6 protein-coding genes are annotated in these 6,859 nt (G+C 70.7%); 2 read left to right on the forward strand and 4 right to left on the reverse strand.

From position 1 onward, the window contains the following. The 3 genes from QN345_RS13745 to QN345_RS13755 form a co-directional block, all read right to left on the reverse strand. The coding region (locus QN345_RS13745) for a MerR family transcriptional regulator (RefSeq protein ID WP_323508765.1) at positions 1-708 on the reverse strand (708 nt) is incomplete at its 3' end. Next, positions 705-1,664, reverse strand: a complete 960-nt coding sequence (locus tag QN345_RS13750) for an NAD-dependent epimerase/dehydratase family protein (RefSeq protein WP_322135397.1) — start codon at positions 1,662-1,664, stop codon at positions 705-707. The genes QN345_RS13745 and QN345_RS13750, both read right to left, overlap by 4 nt. Positions 1,665-1,773: 109 nt before the next feature. After that, a complete protein-coding gene (locus tag QN345_RS13755; protein WP_322135396.1) occupies positions 1,774-3,135 on the reverse strand; it encodes a M18 family aminopeptidase in 1,362 nt (453 codons plus the stop codon). Between the two features lie 77 nt (positions 3,136-3,212). Between QN345_RS13755 and QN345_RS13760 the strand changes: the two genes are divergently transcribed. Further along, positions 3,213-5,741 (forward strand): glycoside hydrolase family 65 protein, encoded by a 2,529-nt coding sequence (locus QN345_RS13760; protein WP_322188222.1) that lies wholly within the window; start codon positions 3,213-3,215, stop codon positions 5,739-5,741. Between the two features lie 42 nt (positions 5,742-5,783). Then, complete coding sequence (locus QN345_RS13765) at positions 5,784-6,416, forward strand: DUF2510 domain-containing protein (RefSeq protein WP_134559542.1); 633 nt, start codon at positions 5,784-5,786, stop codon at positions 6,414-6,416. Between the two features lie 31 nt (positions 6,417-6,447). On the opposite strand, the gene QN345_RS13770 is transcribed toward QN345_RS13765, so the two are convergent. After that, positions 6,448-6,859, reverse strand: a 412-nt coding sequence (locus tag QN345_RS13770; protein WP_416347667.1) for a hypothetical protein, incomplete at its 5' end; no start/stop codon positions are given.

The raw sequence follows: 6,859 nt of genomic DNA on the forward strand, positions 1-6,859 counted from the left end.
CGAGCAGTCGTTCGGTCTCTGCGGCGTCGACGACGAAGGGGGCGGTGAACTGGTAGTCGGAGTCGTTGGCGGCGCGGGCTCGGGCGCCGCTTCGGGAGGCATGCCGTAGCGAAGGGCGGCGATGTGTTCCTGCGCGGCGCGGCGCAGGCCGGAGAAGAGCTTGTCGCCGAGAACGGTGCCGACCACGACGGTCTCGCCCTTCGCGGCCCGGTCGACCCGCGCATCCAGTTCGTCGATGTCGGCCTCGGCGGCCAGCAGGGCGGCGGCGGCGTACCGGTCGAACCAGCCGCGAGCGTCGGTCTGGCCGACCTCGGCGAAGGTGTCGACGACCCTGGCCGCGGCCAGTCGGCCGGGGTTCGCCGCCGAGACATGCCAGCCGGCGGTGAGGGCGTCCACCCGGGCCAGGGCTTTCGCGCTCACCGCGGACTCATCGATCGTCGCCGACACCGAGTGCTGGGCGATCTCGAAGGTCTCCGGCAGCGACAGCTCGGAGTCGATGGCCTCGAGCACCCGCCGGACGGCCGCGACGCTCAGCCCGCCGACCTCGGTGAGGCCGCGAATGAGGCGGATGCGCTCGAGGTGCGACTCCGCGTACAGCGCCTGGTTCGGCCCGGAACGCTCCCCGCCGGCGAGGAGGTTCTCACGCTGGTAATACTTGATCGTCGCGACGGCGGTCCCGCTCCGGGTGCTCAGCTCTGCCATTCTCATCGCTCGTCCTGGGCCTGCAGTCCGGCGGCCTCGAGGGCACGGTAGCTCGCGATGACCTCGGGAAGGGACTCCTCCCAGGGTGTCGCAGCCACACCGAGCAGTCGTTCGGTCTCTGCGGCGTCGACGACGAAGGGGGCGGTGAACTGGTAGTCGGAGTCGTTGGCGGCGCGGATGAACGGCACGAACATCCCCAGAACGCGCAGCATCGTTGGGCTGAGCCTGGCCAGGCTCCCGCGGTTGACCGTGAGTGCGTTGACGCGGGCGGCGAGCTCTGTGCGGGAAAGCGGTTCGGCGGCAGGCACGTGCCAGGCGCGACCCCACGACCCCTGGTAGTCCGCCGCCGCGAGGAGGGTTGCGACGATATCGGCCAGATAGCACCAGCTGTGCGGCGCGTCGGGGCTTCCGAAGACGCGCGCGGTCTTTCCGGCGATCAGCGGACCGAAGAAGGCGCTCCCGAGCTGGGAGGTCCTGCCAGCGCCCGGGCCGAAGTAGTCGCTCGCGCGCACCTCCACAACCTGGATCTCCCCGCGCTTCGCGGCGGCGAGGGCGAGTTCCCAGCCCTCGGTGCGCACCCGGCCCTTCGGCTCGGTCGGATGCTGCGGCGTCGCCTCGGTCATCGGCATCGGGCTGCCCTCTCCGTAGCCGTAGAGGTTGCCCATCAGCACGAGCCGGGCCCCGGATCGGCGCGCGGCAACGATGGCGGCCCGGAACATCGGCGGCCAGAGCTCCGGCCAACGGTTGTACTGACGCGGTCCGGTCGTGAGGAAGATCGTGGCCGCGCCCTCGGCCGCCGCGGCGAAGGCCTCGGCGTCCGCGGCGTCGAGGATGCGGGCGGTCGCGCCGGCAGCGGCGGTGCCGGAACGGGTGGCGACAGTGACGGTGTCTCCGCGCTCGACGAGGGCACGGGCAAGGGCACTGCCGAGATAACCGGCGCCGACGACAAGCTGGGTGGCCATGGGATTCTCCTTCGGGACGGCACACGACCATCCGATCAGATACATGAACTATCTGATAGTGAGAATATCCGATAGTGGAAGTATCCGCTACCCCCTCGTCGGACCGCCGTCACTCCCCGGGAGCGAAGAAGGCGCCGATCGCCGCGCTCAGTGCGACCGGGTCGGCCACGTGGCAGAGTTCGCGGGCCGAGTGCATCGACAGGAGCCCGATGCCGACGTCCACCGTGTGGATGCCGAGCCGGGTCGCGGTCAGCGGGCCGATCGTCGAGCCGCACGGGACCGTGTTGTTCGAGACGAACTCCTGGTAGGCAACGCCCGCCTGCGCGCAGGTGCGGGCCCAGAGGGCGGCACCGGCGGCATCCGTGGCGTAGCGCTGCGTCGCGTTGATCTTGAGCAGCGGGCCCGCGCCGGGGACCGGCAGGTTCACCGGGTCGTGCTTCTCTGGGTAGTTCGGGTGCACGAGGTGCCCGGCGTCGGCCGAGAGGCACCACGAGGCGGCGTACGCACGCAGCTTGTCCGAGGCGGATGCGCCGAGTCCGGCCCCGATCCGGGTCAGGACATCGTCGAGGAGCGGTCCGCTCGCGCCGGAACGGGTCTGGGAACCGAGTTCCTCGTGGTCGAAGGCGGCGAGGACACTCGTGCTCTGGACCACGCCCGCGGCGGCGTCGAGACCGGCCGTGTCGTCGTCCGTGACCGCGAGGAGCGCGACGAGTCCCGCGTGCACGGACGACAGGTTGTCGAGGCGTCCGGCGGCGAAAAGCACGTTGCCGAGGCCGAAGCGCGCGGGGGCCGCGGAGTCGGCGGTCAGGAGGTCGTAACCGGCCACATCCGCCGCCTCGAGCCCGGCCAGGCCGGCGAGGTGGGCGAGCAGGTCCGCGGCATCGAGGTCGCCGACCCCGTAGACCGGGTTCAGGTGGCGCTGGCGGTCGAGGGTGAGGCCGTTGTTGGCGTCACGGTCGAGGTGGATGGCGAGCTGCGGGATGCGCAGGAACGGGCCGGTGCGCACGAGGTGCTCCGTGCCGTCTCGGGTGACGAGGCGCCCGGCGAGTTCGAGCTCGCGGTCGAGCCAGGAATTGAGCAGCGGGCCGCCGTAGACCTCGACGCCGGCCTGCAGCCAGCCCCGGTTGCCGATGGTCGGCTTCGGCTTGAGCTTGAAGCCGGGCGAATCGGTGTGCGCACCGAGGATGCGGAACGGCGACACCGGGCCGACCCCCGCCGGCTGCACCCAGGCGACGACCGCGCCGTCGCGCACGATGAAGTGCCGCCTGGCCACGGCCGCGTTCGCGCCGACCGTGCTGCCCGCGCTTCCCGCGCTTCCCGGCCACTCATCGCGCTCGTCGAGCCGGGTGAATCCACCGGCCTCGAGCCTTCGTTCGAGTTCCGCGGCGGCGTGGTACGAGGACGGCGACGCTGCGATGAAGCCGGCGAGGTCGTCGATGTACTCTGGGTGCGAATCCGGTGCAAAGGTCATCCCCCTATCCAAGCACCGGCCGGCGACGGGCATGCACGAGGGCTTTCGCCGGACGGATGACCGCAGAAGGGTGCGCCATGGTCCCGACCGTCCGGCCGAGCAACACCGCCGATGCGAGCACCGTTCCGAGGCGCCCGCCGAGCACCGTCGCGGATGCCGTCGCGGGCGGCGACGCGGCTGCCGACGCCTGGGTGCTGCGCTTCGAGGGCTTCGACCCGGCCACCGAGGGCGTCCGCGAAGCACTCTGCGCCCTCGGCAACGGATACTGGGGCACCCGGGGCGCTGCCCCAGAGGCTTCGTCGGATGCCGTACACTACCCGGGCACCTACCTCGCCGGCGTCTACAACCCGGTTCACACCGAGCTCGGCAGCCATTCCCGCGACGATGAGCACATGGTCAATGCCCCCAATTGGCTCGCCCTGTCGTTCCGCATCGGCACCGCGGACTGGTTCCGGCCAGAGGACCCCGGAGTCCTGGACTACCGGCAGGAACTCGACCTCAGGCGCGGCCTGCTGACCAGGGTCATCCGCTTTCGGGACGCCGACCGGCACACGACAACGGTCACCTCGCGGCGTTTCGTGTCCCAGTCCGACCCGCACGTCGCCGTGCTCGAGACGACCTTTGAGGCTGAGGGCTGGTCCGGCCCTGTGACGGTGCGCTCGGCCGTCGACGGCCGCGTCGCGAACCGCAATGTGGCGGCCGATGCCGCGCTCACGAACAGGCACCTGATGCCACGTGCCCGCACCGAGGTCGACGACCGCACCGTGCTGCTCGAAATGGAAACCACCGTCTCGGGCGTGCACATCGCGATGGCCGCGCGCACCCGGGTCTTCGAGGCCGACCCTGCGGGCGCGGATCGGCCAGGCCCACCCCGCGAGATCATGGTGGACCGGCGATTCCTGAGCGAACCCGGCTTCGTCGCGCACGAGTTCGAGCTGCACCTCGAGCCTGGGCGCCCGGTCCGGGTGGAGAAGACCGTCATCGTCGGCACGTCGAGGGACCGTGCCGTCGTGTCGGCGCCCTTCGCCGTGACCGCGTGGATGCGCCGGGTCGCCGACCCGGCGGACCTTCTCGTCGCGCACGAACGTGAATGGCGCGGGCTCTGGGACGAGTTCGCGGTGAACCTCGACGACAACGAGCACCAGTCCCTCGCGCTCAACCTCAACACCTTCCACGTCTTGCAGACCCTCGCCGGCGTCGACGCCGACCTCGACGCCGGCGTCCCCGCCCGTGGGCTCACCGGGGAGGGCTACCGGGGGCACGTGTTCTGGGACGAAGTCTTCGTCTACCCGGTGCTCACCCTGCGCCGCCCCGACCTGAGCAGGGCGCTCATCGGCTACCGGTACCGGCGCCTCGCCGAGGCCAGGGCGGCCGCGACGGCCGCCGGCCTCGAGGGCGCGATGTTCCCCTGGCAGAGCGGCATCGACGGGCGGGAGGTGACCCCGGCCGAACTGTTCAACCCGCGCACCGGCGAGTGGATGCCCGATCATTCCCACAACCAGCGCCACGTCGGGCTGGCCGTCGCGTACAGCGTGTGGACGTACTACCAGGCAACAGGGGACGTCGACTTCCTCATCCACCAGGGTGCCGAACTGCTGCTGGAGGTCGCCCGGTTCTTCGCGGCCCTGGCCAGGTACGACGAGAGCGCCGACCGGTTCGACATCACCGGCGTCATGGGACCTGACGAATTCCACGATGGAGCCCCCGGAGCGCCGGGAACGGGGCTGCGCAACAACACCTATACCAACGTGATGACCGCCTGGCTGATGGCGCGGGCCGTCGACATGGTCGCCGTGCTGAACGGGCGCAGCTGCCGGCCGCTCTGGAACCGGCTCGGCCTGCGCCCGGGCGAGGTCGACCGCTGGCGGCACATCGGCAGCCGGCTCCGGCTGTCGTTCCTGGCCGGAGGGGTGCCCAGCCAGTTCGACGGATACGAGGCGCTCCCCGAGTTCGACTGGGCGGGGTATCGCGCCCGCTACGGCGACCTCGGCCGGCTCGACCTGATCCTCAACGCGGAGGGCGACAGCACGAACAACCACCGGGTGTCCAAGCAGGCCGACGTGCTGATGCTGCTCTACCTGTTCTCGGCCGAGGAACTGCGGAGGCTGCTGCACGGGCTGGGGTACCCTCTGCCGCCGGAGGCCGTCGTCGCCACGGTGGACTTCTACGGGTCCCGGTCCACGCACGGGTCGACCCTGAGCAACGTCGTGCATTCCTGGGTGGAGGCCCGTCGCGACCGGGAGCGCTCCTGGCAGTTCCTGACCAGGGCCCTGGACAGCGACCTCGCCGACATCCAGGGCGGCACCACCCACGAGGGCATCCACCTCGGCGCGATGGCGGGGTCCGTGGACATGATGGTGCGGTGTTACAGCGGCCTCGAGATCCGCGACGACATCCTCTGGCTCCACCCCGTACTCCCCGCGGAGCTCGGTGCGTTCTCGTTCAGCATCAACTACCGGGACCACCCGATCCGGCTCGAGCTCACGTCGACGAACCTGCGCGTGACACTCAGCGCCGGCGGTGCCCCGCCGATCCGGGTACGGGTGGAGGGCCAGGACGCCTGGCTCGCCCCGGGCCAGGTCCGCGATTTCCCCCTGGTCCCGTAGCGGAGGCCCTAGACTGACCGCAATCGACTAGGTGGGGGCACAATGACCGACGGATCAGGCAATTACATTCCGATGCCCGCGGCGGCTCCCGCGGCGGGCTGGTATCCGGACCCCGCAGGCTCCCCTCGCCAGCGCTGGTGGAACGGCGCGGCCTGGACCATGGACCTGCACTATCCCGAGCCTCCCGTCTACGGGCGCCTCGCTCCGACCAGGGTCCTCTCACCGGACACGCCCGTCTACACCGCGGCCATCTGGATCATCACGCTGCTGCCGCTCCTGTCGCTCATCAACGTGGCGTCGACCGACCTCACCGCGGACTTCAACCGGGGGCTGTCGGAGGGCTCCACCGGCACGACGACGTCGGCGACGGATGTCCTCAGCCAGCTCCTCAGCATCGCCGTCTACGCGGCGTCGGTCACCCTCGCCTACTTCGACCGGCGCCGGCTGCTCGCCGACGGGTTCACCCGCCCGTTCCACTGGGCCTGGACCTTCCTCTCCTCCGGTATCTACGTGATCGGCCGCTCGATCGTCGTGCGTAACCAGGCGGGCCGCGGCCTGACCCCGATCTGGGTCTGGACCGGCATCGTCGTCGTCACGACGCTGGTCACCTTCGCCAAGTTCGCCGCCCTCGTGCCGCTCTTCCTCACGACGATCGGGTCGGGCATCGCGGCCTGAGCGGCAGCCGGCGAGCGCGTGTGTTCCGCGGCTAGACCTCGCTCTGCAGGGCCGCGCGGGCGAAGGCGGCCCCGCCCGGGGTGATCGTCCAGTTCAGGTAGTCGCGGGGCTTCCGTTCGAAGACGCCGAGGTGGTTGAAGAGGCGCCACTTGGGGAGCACGACCTGGAACGCGGCATCCGCGGAAAGGCGCTCGCCGTTCTTCTGCCCCCAGCCGATGGTCTCGAGACCGAGCGCGAGCGCCTGCTTGAACAGGGCTGCCTCGGTGAAACCCCGCCGGGCGATGAGCACCAGGAGGAGGCTGGTCGCGTCCGCCTCGACGGGCGAGCGGCTCGTGCGAATGGTGCGCGCGAGGTGCCACCAGAGTTCACGCGGGTTTTCGGCGAGTGCCCGACCCCTGCTCGTGAGCATGAGGCGACCCTTGCTCACCCGCAGCAGCCCGACC

The sequence above is a fragment of the Cryobacterium sp. 10I1 genome (assembly GCF_035019805.1).
GTDB classification, from domain to species: Bacteria; Actinomycetota; Actinomycetes; order Actinomycetales; family Microbacteriaceae; genus Cryobacterium; species Cryobacterium glucosi.

Excerpts from the sequence above, each read along its gene's own strand:
- QN345_RS13750 (WP_322135397.1), bottom strand. The coding sequence starts at position 1,664 with ATGGCCACCCAGCTTGTCGTCGGCGCCGGTTATCTCGGCAGTGCCCTT.
- QN345_RS13755 (WP_322135396.1), bottom strand. The coding sequence starts at position 3,135 with ATGACCTTTGCACCGGATTCGCACCCAGAGTACATCGACGACCTCGCC.
- QN345_RS13760 (WP_322188222.1), top strand. The coding sequence starts at position 3,213 with ATGGTCCCGACCGTCCGGCCGAGCAACACCGCCGATGCGAGCACCGTT.
- QN345_RS13765 (WP_134559542.1), top strand. The coding sequence starts at position 5,784 with ATGACCGACGGATCAGGCAATTACATTCCGATGCCCGCGGCGGCTCCC.